The sequence below is a fragment of the Pseudomonas sp. lyk4-R2A-8 genome (assembly GCF_030209095.1).
In the GTDB taxonomy this organism is placed as follows: Bacteria; Pseudomonadota; Gammaproteobacteria; order Pseudomonadales; family Pseudomonadaceae; genus Aquipseudomonas; species Aquipseudomonas quebecensis.
This window is the reverse complement of the sequence record NZ_JARVSS010000003.1, coordinates 1-16,686: the sequence shown is the minus strand read 5'-3', so window position 1 is coordinate 16,686 and position 16,686 is coordinate 1. Positions and strand designations below refer to the sequence as shown.

The 16,686-nt window shown below is 60.9% G+C and carries 14 protein-coding genes; 8 read left to right on the top strand and 6 right to left on the bottom strand.

The window, feature by feature from the left end:
• The first annotated feature begins 57 nt into the window (after positions 1–57).
• The 4 genes from QRN10_RS03425 to QRN10_RS03410 all read left to right on the top strand — a co-directional run bounded on the left by QRN10_RS03425 (position 58) and on the right by QRN10_RS03410 (position 5,377).
• The gene (locus QRN10_RS03425) at positions 58–1,476 is read left to right on the top strand and encodes a short-chain fatty acid transporter (RefSeq protein WP_253510338.1); all 1,419 of its coding nucleotides are present in this window, start codon (positions 58–60) and stop codon (positions 1,474–1,476) included.
• Positions 1,477–1,712: 236 nt separating this feature from the next.
• Positions 1,713–3,413: an acid phosphatase gene (locus tag QRN10_RS03420; protein ID WP_285427844.1), complete on the top strand. Its 1,701-nt coding sequence runs from the start codon at positions 1,713–1,715 to the stop codon at positions 3,411–3,413.
• Between the two features lie 122 nt (positions 3,414–3,535).
• Positions 3,536–4,705 carry a hypothetical protein gene (locus tag QRN10_RS03415; protein ID WP_285427843.1) on the top strand — a complete coding sequence of 390 codons (1,170 nt, stop codon included), beginning with the start codon at positions 3,536–3,538 and terminating at the stop codon, positions 4,703–4,705.
• A 159-nt stretch (positions 4,706–4,864) separates the two neighbouring features.
• Positions 4,865–5,377: an SET domain-containing protein-lysine N-methyltransferase gene (locus QRN10_RS03410; RefSeq protein WP_253510334.1), complete on the top strand. Its 513-nt coding sequence runs from the start codon at positions 4,865–4,867 to the stop codon at positions 5,375–5,377.
• Here QRN10_RS03410 and can read toward each other — a convergent pair.
• Positions 5,374–6,018 carry a carbonate dehydratase gene (gene can / locus QRN10_RS03405; protein ID WP_285427842.1) on the bottom strand — a complete coding sequence of 215 codons (645 nt, stop codon included), beginning with the start codon at positions 6,016–6,018 and terminating at the stop codon, positions 5,374–5,376. The two genes, QRN10_RS03410 and can, sit on opposite strands and share 4 nt — an antisense overlap.
• Before the next feature lie 138 nt (positions 6,019–6,156).
• Here can and QRN10_RS03400 point away from each other — a divergent pair, with 138 nt between their 5' ends.
• Positions 6,157–6,561 (top strand): serine kinase/phosphatase, encoded by a 405-nt coding sequence (locus QRN10_RS03400; RefSeq protein ID WP_253510331.1) that lies wholly within the window; start codon positions 6,157–6,159, stop codon positions 6,559–6,561.
• A 57-nt stretch (positions 6,562–6,618) separates the two neighbouring features.
• On the opposite strand, the gene rimI is transcribed toward QRN10_RS03400, so the two are convergent.
• Both rimI and QRN10_RS03390 read right to left on the bottom strand, forming a co-directional pair.
• Positions 6,619–7,071 (bottom strand): ribosomal protein S18-alanine N-acetyltransferase, encoded by a 453-nt coding sequence (gene rimI, locus QRN10_RS03395; protein ID WP_003188286.1) that lies wholly within the window; start codon positions 7,069–7,071, stop codon positions 6,619–6,621.
• On the bottom strand, positions 7,064–7,807 hold the full coding sequence (locus QRN10_RS03390) for an energy transducer TonB (RefSeq protein WP_181079656.1): 744 nt from the start codon (positions 7,805–7,807) through the stop codon (positions 7,064–7,066). Before QRN10_RS03390 ends, rimI begins: the two co-directional genes overlap by 8 nt.
• A 187-nt stretch (positions 7,808–7,994) precedes the next feature.
• Here QRN10_RS03390 and mksB point away from each other — a divergent pair, with 187 nt between their 5' ends.
• From mksB to mksF, 3 genes are read left to right on the top strand one after another with little or no spacing between them, the layout of a single operon-like run.
• On the top strand, positions 7,995–9,272 hold the full coding sequence (mksB, locus tag QRN10_RS03385; RefSeq protein ID WP_181079554.1) for an Mks condensin complex protein MksB: 1,278 nt from the start codon (positions 7,995–7,997) through the stop codon (positions 9,270–9,272).
• Positions 9,262–9,969, top strand: a complete 708-nt coding sequence (gene mksE, locus QRN10_RS03380; RefSeq protein ID WP_253510327.1) for an Mks condensin complex protein MksE — start codon at positions 9,262–9,264, stop codon at positions 9,967–9,969. Before mksB ends, mksE begins: the two co-directional genes overlap by 11 nt.
• Positions 9,966–12,806, top strand: coding sequence for an Mks condensin complex protein MksF (gene mksF, locus QRN10_RS03375; protein ID WP_181079552.1), 2,841 nt, complete (start codon positions 9,966–9,968; stop codon positions 12,804–12,806). The genes mksE and mksF overlap by 4 nt, the downstream gene beginning before the upstream one ends.
• Positions 12,807–12,907: 101 nt before the next feature.
• Here the strand turns inward: mksF and QRN10_RS03370 are convergent, their stop codons facing one another.
• From QRN10_RS03370 to QRN10_RS03360, 3 genes are read right to left on the bottom strand one after another with little or no spacing between them, the layout of a single operon-like run.
• Entirely contained in the window at positions 12,908–15,211 is a 2,304-nt protein-coding gene (locus QRN10_RS03370) for a PqiB family protein (RefSeq protein WP_253510325.1), read from the bottom strand.
• Positions 15,204–15,827 (bottom strand): paraquat-inducible protein A, encoded by a 624-nt coding sequence (locus QRN10_RS03365; RefSeq protein ID WP_181079550.1) that lies wholly within the window; start codon positions 15,825–15,827, stop codon positions 15,204–15,206. The genes QRN10_RS03370 and QRN10_RS03365 overlap by 8 nt, the downstream gene beginning before the upstream one ends.
• Entirely contained in the window at positions 15,814–16,473 is a 660-nt protein-coding gene (locus QRN10_RS03360) for a paraquat-inducible protein A (RefSeq protein ID WP_253510323.1), read from the bottom strand. Before QRN10_RS03360 ends, QRN10_RS03365 begins: the two co-directional genes overlap by 14 nt.
• Positions 16,474–16,686: the final 213 nt, after the last annotated feature.

Genomic DNA, 16,686 nt, shown 5'->3' with positions numbered 1-16,686 from the left:
TAGCGGAATATGCCGTCCAATTGCCAAACCCATAATAACGACAAGAGGTAATGACTCGTGGCCGACGCTATCGAAGAAAGCCGCTATGCCCGATTCGCCCTGCGCTGCTCCAACTTTGCCGAACGCTGGTTCCCGGACTCCTGGGTGTTTGCCGCGCTCGCGGTGATCATCGTCGCCGTGGCGACCCTGGGCATGGGCGCCGCCCCGACCGACGCCGCCAAAGCCTTTGGCGATGGTTTCTGGAGCCTGATCCCGTTCACTATGCAGATGGCCTTTGTGGTGATTGGCGGTTATGTGGTCGCCAGCTCGCCGCCGGCGGTGCGCTTGATTGACCGCCTGGCCCGCATTCCGAAGAACGGCCGCTCGGCCGTGGCGTGGGTGGCGCTGATTTCCATGGTCGCGTCGTTGCTGAATTGGGGCTTGTCCCTGGTGTTCGGCGGTCTGCTGGTGCGGGCGCTGGCTCGGCGCAACGACCTGCGCATGGATTACCGCGCGGCGGGTGCGGCCGCCTATCTGGGCCTGGGCGCGGTGTGGGCGCTGGGACTGTCGTCGTCGGCCGCGCAGTTGCAGGCCAACCCAGGCAGTTTGCCGCCATCCATCCTGGCCATCACCGGGATGATCCCCTTCACCGAGACGATCTTCCTGTGGCAATCCGGCGTGCTGTTGCTGGCGCTGATCGTGGTGTCGCTGATCATCGCCTACGCCACCGCCCCAGGCCCCAACAGTGCCCGCGACGCCCAGGCCTGTGGCGTCGATCCGGCCTTCAACCTGCCCAAGCCGCAGGCACCGACGCGCCCCGGCGAATGGCTGGAACACAGCCCGCTGCTGACCATCCTGCTGGCGCTGCTGGCCGCCGGTTGGCTGTTCCATGAGTTTTCGACCAAGCCGGCGATCAGTGCCATCTCGGGGCTCAACACCTATAACTTTCTGTTCATCATGGTCGGCGCGCTGCTGCACTGGCGCCCGCGCAGCTTCCTGGATGCGGTGGCCCGCGCGGTGCCGACCACCACCGGGGTGTTGATCCAATTCCCGTTGTACGGCTCGATCGCCGCGCTGATGACAGTGGTCAAGGGCGGCGACGGCCAGACCCTGGCGCACCATATCTCGACCTTCTTCACCTCCATCGCCTCCCACGACACCTACGCGCTGCTGATGGGGGTGTACTCGGCGGTGCTGGGCTTCTTTATTCCTTCGGGCGGCGGCAAGTGGATCATCGAGGCGCCGTACGTGATGCAGGTGGCCAACGATCTGCAATACCACCTGGGTTGGTCGGTGCAGATCTACAACGCCGCCGAAGCGCTGCCGAACCTGATCAACCCGTTCTATATGCTGCCGCTGTTGGGAGTACTGGGGCTCAAGGCGAGGGATTTGATCGGTTTTTCGTTCGTGCAATTGCTGGTGCATGCGCCGCTGGTGCTGTTCTTGTTGTGGGCGTTGGGAACCACGCTGGCGTATTTGCCGCCGGTGATGCCGTAGGCCAATGGAGAGTGCGCCTGTTATTGCAACGGGCGCAGTCAATCAGGCGCGCCAGCCGGTATATGTGCTCGGTCTGATGCGACATTGCAGTCGACTGTCAGGCAGTCATCGGGGGTAAGCCCCCTACCACAGGTTCTCGCAGCGCCGGCAGGTCGCGCCGTTGTCTTGGTTCCGTCATATCCCCCTGCTAACGTCCTGCGAAATATCTTGCAACATTTTGCCAGGACTCCCCCGCAATGAGTGACGAGCACAAAGACCGCCCCTCCCCCGATTCTGTAACTCAACCGCCTGTGGACACCAGCCGTCGGCGCTTCCTGGGAGGCGCGGCGGTACTGGGGGTGGGCGCTACCTTGAGCGGCTGCGGCAATACCAGCGAAGCGCCCGACACACCGCAGGAACGACCACTGACGCCGCAGGAACTGGACAAGGCCTTGCGCGAACAGGTGAAAACCGTGGTGGTGATCTACGCCGAAAACCGCAGTTTCAATAATCTGTTTGCGGATTTCCCCGGCGTGGAGAAACCACTGTCGGCGCTCTCCGCCGCCGACTACCAGCAGCGCGACCGCGACGGCAGCCTGCTGACCACCCTGCCTGCAGTTTGGGGCGGTGTGCTGCAGGTAGGCCCGCAAAGCGTGGACGGGGTGACTTACCCCAATGACTTTCAATTCCAGGAAAACCTGCCCAACGCACCGTTCGCCCTCAAGGGCCCGAATGCCGAAGACTTGCCTTTGAGCCTGGTGACCCGCGACTTATGGCATGTGTTCTACCAGAACCAGATGCAGATCAACGGCGGCAAGAACGACGGTTTTGTTGCCTGGGCCGATTCCGGCGGCCTGGTGATGGGCCATTACGCCCAGAGCCGTTATTCCCTGCGTCTGTGGGACGTGGCCAAAGAGTTCGTGCTTTGCGACAACTTCTTCCAGGGCGCGTTTGGCGGCTCATTCCTCAACCATCAATACCTGATCAGCGCCACCGCGCCGGTGTACCCGAACGCGGCGCAATCGGTGGCCAAATCGCAGATCGCCACGTTGCAAAGCGATGACCCCACCGACACGCGCCTCAAGCCATTGGACAAATCCCCGGCCAGCGCCATGACCGGCCCGCCGCAATTCGGCCCCAGTGCGTTGACTCCGGACGGTTATGCGGTAAACACCCTGGCCCCGCCCTATTGGCCGACCTGGATCCGCGACCCGCAGAATCCGGATTACTCCAAGCCCGACCTGCCCAATGTGCTGGTGCCGCAGACCCACGAACACATCGGCGACAAGCTGTCGAAGAAGAATGTCGACTGGGCCTGGTACGCCGGGGCCTGGCAGGCGACGCTGGATCAGTTCAAGGATTCGGGCGGGATCCCCAAGATTCCCAATTTCCAGTACCACCATCAGCCGTTCAACTACTTCAAGCAACAGGGGCCGCAGAACCCGGCGGAGCGCAGCAAGCGTCTGCGCGATGGGGGGTTGGGCGATGAGTCCAGTACCAACAAGTTCTTTGCCGATGCGCAGGCTGGAAAGCTGCCGGCAGTGACGTTCTACAAGCCTCAGGGCAACCTGAACATGCACGCCGGTTACGCCGATGTGGCGTCGGGCGACCGGCATATCGTCCGCGCGCTGAAGGTGTTGCAGGAAAGTGCGCAATGGAAAAACATGGTGGTAGTGGTGACCGTCGATGAAAACGGCGGCTGGTGGGACCACGTGGCACCGCCCAAGGGTGATCGCTGGGGCCCTGGCACGCGCGTTCCGGCGCTGGTGGTGTCGCCCTTCGCGCGCAAGGGCACAGTGGACCACACGGTTTACGACACCGCGTCGATCCTGCGGTTGATTACTCGGGTTTTCCAGCTCGAGACCCTGCCCGGCCTGAAACAGCGCGACGACGCGATGATTGCACGCGGCCAGGTGCCGATGGGCGATCTGAGCAACGCATTGCACTTCAGCGTGTAGGGTTTCTTATCCAATAGCGACATGTTCGCTGATTTAGCACGCGGTTTTCCTGGTCAGCCGCTACTGTGTGCAAGTGGGCCTTCATCCCGCGCAGACGGGCTTTCGCTGACAAGGAATCAATTATGTTCACATCGACCAGGCTGTCCCTGACCCTGGCCGCACTGATGGTCAGTGCGGTCGTGCAAGCCGATATCGAAGTACCTCTGGGCAGTACCCAGCGCGTCACCCAATTGTTCGCCTTTCCCAATAACTGCAATGTGATCTGTTATCGGCCCTGGACGCTGGAGCAGACCGCCGAGCATTACCTGAACCAGAGCCTGCAGCGCGACGGTTACGGCCGCGCCAAAGTCAGCGTCAAAAGCCATGACGGCCAGGTGACGGCGACATTCAGCGGCGTGCCGGACGATTATGGCCAACCGTTGACCACCCTGCTCAACACCGCCGACCTGGCGTATCAGGGCGCCAGCAAACTCAACAGCGACGGCAAGTGGGCCTATAACTGGTACCTGTTCCTGCCGCTGGGCATGGCCCTGGAAAACCGCAAGAGCATCGAATTGCTGCACTTCCCGCCGGACTATTCGCTGACCCAGGCCCAGGATTACCTGGAATCGGCCACCACCGACCGTTGGGCCACGCTGCTCACCGACAACGGCGTGCCGGCCACCGAAACCCCGGCCTACCAGACCATCATCGATATCGCCCCCATCGCCGCACCCTCCAATGCCGGTAAAGATTTGGAGGCGGTCTACAGCTATTTCACCGACTACCAGACGCGCATGGTCAAGGAATTGAGCCTGTTGCCCAACGGCGCGCTGCCGATGGTGGCGTTCGGCGCACCGGTGCGTAACTGGATCAAGCAGCAATACGGGCAAACCGTGGGCGTGCTGGGCCTGGCGCAGATCAGCCCGGCTGTCGGTAAGAGCGTATCGGTGCTGGGCTCCAACCACCCCAGCTATATCTGGTACGCCGCCGACCCGGCGACGTATGACGGCAACGAGCAGAAGGCCGACGAGGCGGGTTTGAAAGTCATGGGCCAGGACTTGAGCGCCGCCTGCTGGCAGGCGGGCATGGGCCAGAAACCGGCGAGCGATGCGAACGTGCTGCTCCAGGCCTGTATGAACACCTGGCAGGTCACGCGCAAGGAACAGACCTGTGAATTGTTCTACACCTCGGTGCGCAAACTGACCCCGACCGAAGCTAACGCCAAGTGCGCCACCCCGACCATAAAAACTCAGCTCAAGCAACTGAAGAACGCCGCCCCGACGCCGACAATCATGGCGCCGCACCTATAGGGCGCCACCCTGCGCGAACGATTTCTACTGTCATATTTGACAGTAGAAATCGGATCCAACTTCGGCGAACCTTGAGCCGCGCCCATCCATTGCAAGACTGGCAGTCAGACATTATCCGCAGGTCGAAGCAGCCTGACCAAGGGCCCACCTAGGAGAGTCATGAAAACTCAAGCCATGGGTATGGCTGAAACGGCAGCAAATGATTGCCTGTACCCTTTCAAGACATTGCTCGTTGAGCGAGGCTACCCCTCGTCCAAACACTTCAAGATCGTTGGCAAAGGCGGCGGTGTCGAGGCGCGCGTTGGATTCGACAGCCGTGTGCTGATTGCACAGGTTTCCGGCTACGCCGTGAACAAACGAGGCCCGCGCACGCTGCAGTTGTCGCCGCGTATCCACTTGTACGACTGCTGGTTCTGCGGCCTGCTGCGGCACTCGTGTAACCCGAATGTATTTTTCGACAGCACCTACCTCGAGTTGTGGACCGTAAGGCCCATCCCCGCCGGCACGCCACTGACGCTCGATTACGCCAGCAACGAGGACACCCTGTCCCGACAATTCGCCTGCCATTGCGGCGAGCTCAATTGCCGGGGCTGGATCACGGGTCGCGATGAGCCGCTGAACGCCGAAGGGCAGGCGTTCATGGCTCGATGGCGCGAGCGTAAGCGCCCTTAAGCTTCGCCCAGCGGACGCAGGCGGTATTGCGGTGGCAGTTGCTCGAAGCCGCTGATGGTGGTGTTCAGGCTTTTCCAGCGGCCATCCTTGATGCCGTAGATGCAACCATGGATCGACAGGCTCTGCCCGCGGTGCCAGGCGTTTTGCACAATGCTGGTGTGGCCGACGTTGGCTACTTGCTGAATCACGTTCAGCTCGCACAGCCGGTCCACACGCTCTTCTTCGGTCGGCAGCTGGGCCAGCACGTCACGGTTCTCATAGTAGAGATCACGAATGGTGCGCAGCCAGCCGTCGATCAGGCCGAACTGGCGGTCGTGCATGGAAGCACGCACGCCTCCGCAGCCATAGTGCCCGGTGACGAGGATGTGTTTGACCTTGAGTACATCGACTGCGTACTGGATCACCGACAGGCAATTGAGGTCGGTGTGCAGCACCACGTTGGCCACGTTCCGGTGCACGAACAGATCGCCCGGCAGCATGCCGACGATCTCGTTGGCCGGCACCCGCGCATCGGAACAGCCGATCCACAGGTATTCCGGGGTTTGCTGGCGGGCGAGCTTGGCGAAGAATTCGGGATCTTCCTGTTTGATCGCATCCGCCCAGCGTTCGTTGTTATCAAGCAGGTCTTGTAGTTCGTTCATCAGGAAAGCCTCAGGAATGATGCGCAGCTGTGTGACACACGACCACTCGTCCAGGTCACGCCCATGCGCAATTAGCTTGAATCTTTAGGGCGCCGTGCCTGTCCACACACTATATGCCCCACAGTATGAGGATTGGCCATGACTGAATCACGACGTCCCTACGGCGCTACCCAGCCCGAACCGATTGATGACAACGAAGACCGCATGGGTTCGATGCGCGAGCTGGATTTTGACGACGAGGCACCCAGCGCAGAAATCGGCGACGAAATCCCCCGTGGCGAGCGCGAACACTTGATGCCTGACGAGCGCGTGCGTGAAGCCGGGATGACCGGGGCTTCCACCGACGATCATGAATCGACCGACGACGACTTGAGCCCGGAAACCCTGATCCACGAAGATGGCGCACGGGATGCACGAGAGGCCGGCGAAGACAGCCCCGCCGATTTCGATCTGAGTGTTGTGGACGAAGACGAGATTGGCGCAGGAAATGGTCTGGATGAGGCAGAACTGGCGGATATCGACCCTGTAGATGGTAATCGCTGACCGGCGCAGTTCAACCTGCGGGAGCCGGCTTAGCCGCTCCCGCATCGGCTCGGGTGGTCAATCGACCAGGGTGCAGGCCATGACCACCGCATCTTCACGCCCACCGACCGCCGGGTAGTAATCTCGGCGACGGCCGATTTCATTGAATCCGTAGCGCTCGTACAACCGAAAGGCCCCGGTATTGCTGTCACGCACTTCCAGGAAACACTCCCGCGCATTCGCCGCATAGGCACGCGACATCAGGTGTTCCAGCAGTGCCAGGCCCAGGCCACGGCCCTGGTTCTCCGGCTTGACCGTAATATTGAGCAGATGCGCCTCGTCGAGAATGATCTGCACCACGCCGTGCCCCACCTGCTGCTCGCCTTCGAACATCAGCCAGATCTGGTACTTGCCCAGCCCATCGAGGAAAATGCCACGGGTCCAAGGGTGGCTGAACGCCGCGTATTCGATTTTCAGCACGGCGTCGAGGTCGGCCTCGGTCATCGGGCGGAAGGATAAAGCCTCACTCATCGGTTGTTTTCCAGCGCGCCATCAGCCGGCGCATGGCTTGCCAGACATCAGCCTTACGCTGTGGCTCTTCCATTAATAATTCCAGGCCCGGCAGGGCCCATACCGAGCCCAGGCTTTCGACCTGCAGCTCGCGATACCACGCCTCGGCGTTGGCTTCACCGGCAAACCGCACGGCGGGCAGGCCAATCAGCCACACGCACACGCTGGGTTCGTCTTCCAGGCGCGCCGCGACAAACCCTTGCACGAAGTCGCGCGCGGCCTCCGGGCCTTGATCCATGGTGCCCCGCGCCAGCAACGGCCAGCGCACCGGGTCGCCGACGATCTGCGGGCTGTCGGGCAGGCCGGCGGCACGCAGCATGTCCTTGAGCAGCAGGTAGGCCGGGTCGCGGGTTTGGAAGCGCTCGCCGGTAGGCAGTTCCACCAGCAGCAGGCAGCGCCCGGCACGCAGCAATTGCAGGGCAAAACGCGGCGGCGGCACCACCGGCGCCTTGACCACCGGCGCAGCCTCTTCGGCCACTGTGGGCTTGGTCACTGGCGAAGGCCGCGGGACTTCGACCTTGGTCCGCTCCACCGCCGGGCGTGTCTCGGGCACCGACTTGATCACCGCGACCGGCGGGGCCGCTTCCTCCCCCGAAGACTCCAACACCACATCGGGCTCAAGCGCCTGCAACAGCTCGGGCCGCGATGGCGCGGCAAACGGCAGTTCGGTACGGGGCAGCCAATTGACCACCTGCATGGCGGTCAAGTAAGCGCGACGTCGGGACTCGATAAGCACAGCTCGGCCACTTGTGGATAAGTAAAGAGCGGGGATTCTACCGCTGTTCGCTCTCAATCGCCCACTGCGCACTGACCGGCTGTGGATAAATCCCCCGTCCGATGCAGTACAATCGCGACTTTTAATCGCCAACCAGCCGGCCATTCCCATGATCGAACCCAAGCGCGTCCTGCGCGCCCTCGCCGAACACTGGGCCTTACTTGAGCCACTGTGCGAACACTTCGACCAAGGCACCCTGAGCCTGAGCGAGCTGCGCGCGCAACTGGCCGCCCAACAACTGGACAGCACGCCGCAGGACATCACCAGCCTGCTGGACGTGTGGATTCGCCTCGACATCCTCGTACCTGTGGCCAAGAGCCCGAACCGCTTCGAGCTTAACGCCCAGATTCACGATTTCCTGGCCTACCTTCGCAAGGAACACCGGCTCGGCCTGTGCCTGGAGATCGAAGCCTACCTGCGCCACCTCGAGCGTCTGGCCGGCTATATTCAGGACGCCTTCGACATCCGCGACGGCCACGACCTGGCTCGCCAACTGCGCCTGCTCGATATGCGCGTGCGCGACGTGCTGAAAAAACTCGCCAACGATGAACAGGCCCTCGCCGCCGTGGCCGACCGCGCCAAGACCAGCGACCGGCAGATTCCGTTGCGCCAGCGCTATGCCGAAGTCCTGGCGACCTGGGATGAATACGTCGAACCGATGATCCAACTGGTGAACGCCGACGGCGCCTTCGAACAAGGCGTGCGCAAGGTCGAGAATGTGCTGTTGCGCCTGCTCACCGAACAGCAGCGCCTCGGCCATCTGGTGGACGATGACATGCTGCTGCGCACCCACGCGCGCATCCTCGAAATGCAGACCAGCGCCCAATTGACCTTGCGCCATGCGCGGGAACTGTTGCTGCCGCTGCGTGAAGAAGCGCGCCGGCACAACGCCGTGACCCGTGGCGCGGCGTTGGCCTTGTCAGCGATTCGACGCAAAGGCCTGGACGCGGTGCCGCAAGCGGCGATGCCTATGTTCACCCGACCGCAAAGCACCTTCCTGGGCAGCGCGAGCCAGGTGGAAGCCTATGTGTATGCCCTGGCGAACTTCGAGCCCAAGCCTGCGCGGTTCCCCAAGGCACACAAGTCCCACAAGGGCGAAGCCCAACGCGCGCCGCGCACGGTCAAGGAGATGCTCGAGCGCTGCGAAGACGCACTGCCGATGCCGGACCTGATGACCTGGCTGCTGGAGCAGGAGCCCGACGGCGCCACCGACGAGTTGCTGTACTGGTTCTCGCGCCTGTCCCGGGAAAAACGCTTCAAGCGCGAACGCCTGGAACGTCGCGATTACCACACCCACGAGCATCAGGTCAGCCTGCGCTCTTTCGCCCTGCTCCCGGCCACGCCCGACGCGGCCGAGCATTCTGCGAGCATTCCTCATGCATCTTGATCTATCCGAACTGTCCCAGCTGGCGCCGATTTTCCGCGAGCTGTTCAAGGGTTACCACGTCAGCCGCCGCGACCCGGAGCTGTACGCCCAACTGTCGAACTTCCAGGACCAGTACCGCATGCTGTTCAAAGCCCTGGGCTTTGAGCTGGTGTGCGACACCCGCGGTTTCTATTACTTCGTGCCGGACACCGCCGTGGCTGCCGCGCAGGTCAACAAGACCGCGCAGCGCCTGGCGTTGTTCACCTTCATCCTCGTCGAGCACCTGGCCGACCAGGGCCGCGACCCGATCGCCGTGCTCGACGGCGGCAGCCTGGGTCGCGACGAACTGCCCTCGCTGCTGGAAAAGTACCGCGACCTGTTTATCCAGGCTGAAGTGCAAACCCAGGAAGAACTCGAAGAAAAAATCATGCGCCGCATGACCCAGCTCGGATTCGCCGGCGAAGACAACGGCGTGTACCGCTTCCTGCCACCGATGCATCGCTTTCTCGACGTGTGCCTGTCGGTGCAGCAGGACCGCGATCTGGCGGCCAGCGTGCACAGCGTGTTGCCACTGCCGGCGCCGGTGATCATCGACGAAGACAGCGATGAAAAACTGTTGCAGACCGATGATCCGCTGGACCTCAGCGAGTTTGACAACGAGAGCGAAGAAGACGCCCTGGCCCGCGCCATTGCCGAAGAACAGGAGACCGACGCATGAGTAAGGAACGCTACGGCATCCGCCGCTTCGCCCTATTGAACACCGCCGGCTACAGCCTGGGCCTGTTTCCGCTGGAAGAGCCGCTGTCGGTGTACGGCGCGAACAACCTGGGTAAATCCGCCTCGATCAACGCGCTGCAGTTCCCGATTCTGGCGCGCATGTCGGACATGAGTTTCGGCAAGTACACCCTGGAACAATCGCGGCGTTTCTACTTTGCCAGCGACACCAGCTACATCCTCGTCGAAGTCTCCCTGCCCCACGGCCCGCATGTGATCGGGGTGGTCGGTCGCGGCCCCGGCGGCGGTTTCGGCCACCAGTTTTTTGCCTACGCGGGCAAGCTGGACCTGGCCCATTACCAGCAGAACGACACCTGCCTGCGTCAGAAAGAGCTGTTCACCAACCTGGAGCGCGAAGGCCTCAAGGCCTATGAGCTCAAACCGGATGAACTGCGGCGCTTGCTGGTGGGTGGCCACACGTCGATCCCGCTGGACCTGACGTTGATCCCGTTGCGCTCCACCAGCGAGCAGAGCCTGAAGACCTTCCGCGCGCTGTTTATCAACCTGCTGCACATGCGCGAAATCACCGCGGCCAAGCTCAAGCAACTGTTCCTCGATGCGTTTGAACACAGCCTGCGGTCCGGCAGTGTGGATTACATCGCCGCGTGCGAAGAAGCCTTCCGCGATGTGCGACGCATGGAACAGGACTACAACTCGCTGGTGGCCGCCGGGCCGCTGGTCGAAGCCCTGGCCAATGGCGTGAAACAGCGCGACATTCTGCGTGGCAAGCTGCATCGTCTGTCGCCGCTGCTGGATTCGCTGCTGGGGACCTGGTCGGACTACGCCAGTGCGCGCAAGGAAGAGCTGACGATCCAGGCCGAGCACTACCGCAACGAGCAGGACGCCCTGCAGAACGACCAGCGCGGCGGTACTCAGGAACTGATGCGCCTGGAGCGGGAGATCAGCGGCATCCAGCGTTGGCTGGGTGAATTGTCGGTGCTCAAGCATCGCTTTGCGCTGGTGGATGACGTCAAGGTGCTGGAGCAACAGCTGCTGGCCGCCAAGGACGCCCACGACGAACTGGCCGGCGCACTGGCACAGTCGCGGCAGTTCAGCGCCGAAGACCTGGATGAGCGTTTGCGCGATCTGGAAAAGCGCTTGAAGTCAGTCAAGCAACAGCTCGATCACGCGGACAACAACAGTTACGCCAAACTGCGCGAAGAATTCTCACAGCAGGACGTCGAGCGTCTGATGCGTCTGTTCAACAGTTCGCTGTTCAGCCTGCCGCTGGGCGAACACGGCATCACGCTGGACGAGGACGGTCAGTGGGTCAAATCCCTGGAGCAGATCCTTGATGGTTTCAAGGGCGAGCGCTTTGAAGTACCGGGGCTGTCCATCGATATCTCGCACATCGAACCGCCGGCATTGCAGGCCCTGGCGGACCGCGCGGCTTTGCGCGATCAGAAAGAGCGCCTTGAAAAAGAACTCAAGCAGCTCAAAACCCAGCAAGCCGTGGCGGCTGACCGCGCGGCGAGCAAAACCCAGACCGAAGCGTTGTACCAACAGGTGCTGGATGCGCAAAAAGCTTTGGAAGACTTCCGCCGCGCGCAGACCCTGAGCGCCGAGGAAGGCGAAAAACTGGAAAGCCTGGCGCAGATGGAAGCGGCGCAGGACGAGTTGAAACGCTCCAGCGATGCGTTCACCGAGCGCGTCCAGCAACTGTCGGCCAAGCTGCAACTGGTCGGGCGGCAGATCGGCGACATGGAAGCCAAGCAGCGCACCCTGGATGACGCGCTGCGCCGTCGCCAGTTGCTGCCGGCGGATCTGCCGTTCGGCACACCGTTCATGGACCCGGTCGATGACTCCATGGACAACCTGCTGCCGTTGCTCAATGACTATCAGGACAGTTGGCAGGGCCTGCTGCGCGCCGACGGCCAGATCGAAGCGCTGTACGCTCAGGTGCGCCTCAAGGGTGTGGCCAAGTTCGACAGCGAGGATGATGTGGAACGTCGCCTGCAACTGCTGATCAACGCTTATGCCCACCGCACGGATGAAGCCTTGACTCTTGGCAAGGCACGCCGCGCGGCGGTCACCGATATCGCGCGAACCTTGCGCAATATCCGCAGCGACTACGACAGCCTGGAACATCAGCTGGCGCTGTTCAACCGCGAGATCAACAAGCGCCAGGTGTCCAACCTGCAAAGCTTCCGCATCGTGCTGGCGCCGAACAAGGAAGCGCTCAAGCATATCGACCAGATCATCCACAGCGCCGGGCAGTATGAGGAAGGCGAAACCTTGTCGGTATTCGACCTCAGCCAGAGCGCCGAGCAAGACAACAAGAACGAAGAAGCCAAGGAATACCTGGCTCGCCTGGTGGCCGCTAATCACAACCAGTTGGGCCTCAAGGATCTGTTCGAGCTGGCCTTCGAAATCACTAAGGTCAACGGCCAGCCGGTGATCCACACCGATATCGATGGCGCGGCGTCCAACGGCACTACCATGACCATCAAGGCGCTGACCAACATGTATTTGTTGCTGCACCTGATGGACCGTGACCAGGCCGGCCGCGTGCGCTTGCCGTACTACCTGGATGAGGCGGCGGATATCGATGAGAAGAACCAGGCAGCGCTGCTGGAAACCAGTTTGCAGTTGGGCTTCGTGCCGATCCTGGCGAGTGTGAAACCCCAGGTATCCGCCCAGGTGGCGATCGACCTGGAAGGTGGCAGCGGGCCGAACGGCATCTATATCGACGAGGCGGACTGGAAGTACATACGTCGCCATGATGTGGTGAAGGCGACGGTGAATGTGCAGGCGGATGAACCGGAGCTGGATGAGGTCTGACCGGCTGCACTGAAATGCAAAAAGGCCGCGATTTTATGGATCGCGGCCTTTTTGGTTTTTGCAATGATGTTGAGGGCCCCATCGGGGGCAAGCCCCCCGGTTTATCTGCCCAGTGGAATTTTAGGCGCCCAGGTCAGCCATTCGTCTTCAAATTTGTCGAACAGCGCAAAGGTTTGTTGCGGTCGCGCGGCGTTGCCCATGCGCTCGCCTTCCGGCGTCGCGAAGGCAATGCCGCCGGCAACCAGGGTCTCCAGGGATTCGGTGCGTACCGTTGCGCCTTTGAACAAGCCGAAGTCGAGGCCGAAACCGCTGGTGTTCCAGAAGCGGCTGCCGCTGCGCACAAGTGGCGCGTACTTGGGCTCGATCAGGATATGAATCAGCACACGGTCGGCGGTTTGCCCCAACTCGTAGCCGGTGACTTTGCCCACGGTGACCTCACGGTAGGTAACCGGCACGCCTTCCTTCAACGAACCACGACGCGCGGCGCTCAGCACCAAGCTCAGGCCGGCCTCTTGGTGGACGGCTTCCGGCGGCTGGTTCAGCGCGACGAAACTCTTCTGCGGGCCAGCATTTTTCGCTGCCGGTTGCACTTCGATGTACTGGCCGGTGACCAGGGTTTCGAGATTCGAGGTTTTCATCAGGCCCAGCTCAGGCTTGACCACCCAGAATTGGCTGCCGGCCCGCGCGATGCGATCCGCCACTTGGGTAATACGGGCGGTCAGCAGCACCGACTGCATATCGGCACTGAAGTCGACGTTCTCGATCTTGCCGACATCCAGGCCTTTGAAGCGCACAGGAGTTCCCGGACGAAGGCCGTCGGCACGGTCCACCTTGATGGTCACCAGGGTGCCATGTTGGTTGGCCGCTTCACGGTCGGCAAACAGGCGGAAACGAGGGATACGTTTTTTCAGCGGTACATTAGGCTGTGGCGTTTCGAATGCGATCCCGCCCGCCATCAGGCTGGCCAAGGATTCACTCTTGACCTGGATGCCACCGGTGAGACCGCCGGTCAGGGTCACGCCGCTGGCATTCCAGAACCGCGTCGAACCGTTGACCAGGTTTTCGTATTCCTTCTCGATGTGAACGCCGATCACCAGCTGCTTGTTCTTGCGCGAGAACTGGTAGCTCTGCACCGAACCGACCTTAACCTGCTTGTAAAGGATCGGGCTGCCGACATCCAGGGAGCCCAGGTTATCGGTGAACAACACCATGTGCAGACCTGGGGAACGCAGGTCCAGCGGTGGCGCTTTGGCGCGCGCGACAAACTCACGTTGCGGAGCACTGCCTTTATCGCCGGGGCGGATGGCGATGTAGTTACCTTTTACCAAGGCTTCCAGGCCGGTGATGCCGGCCAGAGAGATGGACGGCTTGACCACCCAGAATTGAGTGTCCTGTACCAGGTAGTCTTCCGCCAGGGGGTCGAGGGTCAATTCGGCGTTGGCGCTGGACAGATCCGGGTCGATCTTCAAGGTTTTAAGGCTACCGACCTGAATGCCTTTGTACATGACTGGAGTGCGGCCCGCTTGCAGGCCCTCGAAGTCGGTGAGCTTGACCTTGACCCGAATGCCGGCCGCGGCGGCGTCGAAATCTTCGTACAAACGGAACGGCAGACTTGGATCCGTGGGCGGGCTGTCCTTGCGATTCTCCGGAGTAGCGAACGCGATACCGCCGGCGACGATGCTGGAGAGCGATTCGCTGCGCACCTTCACACCGGAGAGATTAGCGTCGATGCTGATGCCGCTCGCATTCCAGAAGCGCGTGTGTTTGCGCACCAGGTGAGCGTAGGTCGGCTCGATATAAAGCTTGATCTCGACCGTGCTCTGGTCTTCGGACAGCAGGTAGCTTTTGACCTGACCAACCTGGATCTGTTTGTAGAACACTGGGCTGCCACGATTCAGTGAACCCAGACGGTCGGCTTTGACGGTCAGGTGCAGGCCGGGCTTGGCGTCCGATAAAGGTGGCTCTTCGGAGAGAGCCTTGAATTTACGCGTGGGTTCGCCATCGCCGGGGCTGGCGGCGATGTAATTGCCGGAGACCAGGGTTTCCAGGCCGGTGATACCGGCGAGGCTGACGCTGGGCTTGACCAGCCAGAAACGCGTATTGGTCTTGAGGTATTGCTCGACGTCCTTGCCCATCTCGATGGTGGCGATTACCCCGCGGTTGCTGCCTTCGTCGTCCAGCGCCAGGGCTTTGACCTTGCCCACGGGCATGCCTTTATAGACCACCTCGGTTTTGTTGACCTGGATGCCTTCGCCGCTTTCAAAGCGCACTTGAATCTCGATGCCCTGTTGCGAGTAGGCACGCCAGCCAAGCCAGCCGCCAATGATCAAGGCAATCAGGGGCAAGACCCAAATGGCCGACCAATTGGAGGCGGGGCGGGTTTTAGCTTTAGGCAAGTCACTCATGGTCGTCGTCCGACTCCGTGTTATCCCAAATCAGTCGGGGATCGAAAGTTACAGCGGCAAGCATCGTCAAGATCACCACACTGGCGAACGCTGCAGCGCCGAGGTTGGCCTCGACGCTGGCAAGTCGTCCAAAGTTAACGACCGCCACCAGAATGGCGATCACGAAGATATCCAACATGGACCAACGTCCAATGAATTCGATAAAACGGTACATCACGATACGTTGTTGTGCAGAGAGCGGCTGATGACGCTGCACCGAAAACAGGAGCAGCCCAATGCCCACGAGCTTAAAAGTCGGCACCAGGATACTGGCGATGAACACCACGGCGGCGATGGGAAACATACCGTGCTGCACCAACTGGATCACACCGGCCATGATAGTGCTGGGTTCTCCCTGGCCGAGTGAGTTGACCGTCATGATCGGCAATACATTGGCGGGGATATACAGAATCGCAGCGGTAATCAGCAACGCCCAGGTACGCACAAGGCTGTCAGGGCGGCGTGCATGGATCAGCGCACCACAACGAGTGCAGGTTTGCTCATCAGTATCAGGCTCTTGCCTGTTCAACTCATGGCATTCGGTACATATCAGAATGCCCGCATCAATCGCCCGCATGATCATCCTCTCCTGACAGCGCTTGCCAGATCTGGTGGGGCGACATCACTACCTCAAGCAGGACTTGAACCATTAATAAACTGATAAAGCAGAACAGGCCCAAGCCGATCGTGATGGAGGCCATGTCTGCGAGCTTTACGATCGCTACGAGCACCCCCATCAAATAGACTTCCAGCATTCCCCAATCCTTCATATGGTGGTAGATGCGGTACAGCAGTAACCCGTAACTGCGGCCGATGTTCCAACGAACACTCAGCAACACCAACAATTGGCATAGCAGCTTGAGCAAGGGGATGCCCATGCTGCACAGGAACACCACGATGGACACGCCTTGCATACCGGTGTCGAACAAACCAACAACGCCGCTCCATACGGTATCTTCCGAGGATTGCCCGAGTAGATTGAGCTGCATGATGGGTAGAAAGTTCGCGGGTATGTATAGCAACAAAGCGGCTAGTACCAACGCCAGGCTTCGTTCAATCACGTTGTGGCGGTGAGCGTAGAGCTCATAACCGCAGCGCGGACATTGGGCCTTTTCTCCAAGGGCGAGCTCTGGCTTGCGCATCAGCAGGTCGCACTCATGGCATGCCACCAGATCGTCCAGCGGTAAGTCCGATACCTCAAGGGCATCAACTGGATCGGGCATAGGTAGGGCTCTGACTCTAAAAAAGGTTAGGTGCCTATTCTAATGATCTGGTTCAGAAATAACTGTGCAAATTTGTCGGGCGGCTTGACGAGGCGTGTGCAGGCGCAATGGCTGATAACAGTACTCGCGCTGATGCCGGCGGCGCTTTTCGAGCGCCCAAAACAAAACCCCAACTGCTCTCGCAATTGGGGTTTCGGAATTTAATCTTGACGA